Raw genomic sequence first — 410 nt, forward strand, 5'->3', positions numbered from 1 at the left:
CGCCGCTTCCCGGCTATTTTGGCAACGCGCCTTTCGGCCATCCCCAGCGCAGCACGGGCGAGTGCATCAGCTTCTGTGTTGCGATGGCGCGGTATCCACACCAGGGTGGCCTGGTCGAACGAATGGAGAAGTGCCCGCGCTTGATCAATCAAGGAAGCCAGCCGGGCAATCGGCTTTGCTGCGCTGCTGCCGACCTGTTCCACCACGACACTGTTGTCGCAGTGAATGCGCAGTGCGTCCGCCCCACGCAATTTCAGTTCGTGAAGCGCCGCCAGCAGCGCTCTGAGCTCCGCCTCATTGTTGCAGCCCTTCTCCTGCGCGGCTTGCGACAGGGTGTGGCGCGTTCCATTGGGCTCGGTGAACACAGCGCCAAGGCCGATGCGACCAGGATTCGGCACGGCGCTGCCGTC

1 protein-coding gene is annotated in these 410 nt (G+C 63.9%); it reads right to left on the reverse strand.

The annotated features are described in order from the left end of the window. A partial coding sequence (locus B2J89_RS21855) for a reverse transcriptase-like protein (protein WP_169170874.1) occupies positions 1-410 on the reverse strand: 410 nt, incomplete at both ends.

Source organism: Acidovorax sp. SRB_24 (assembly GCF_012931925.1).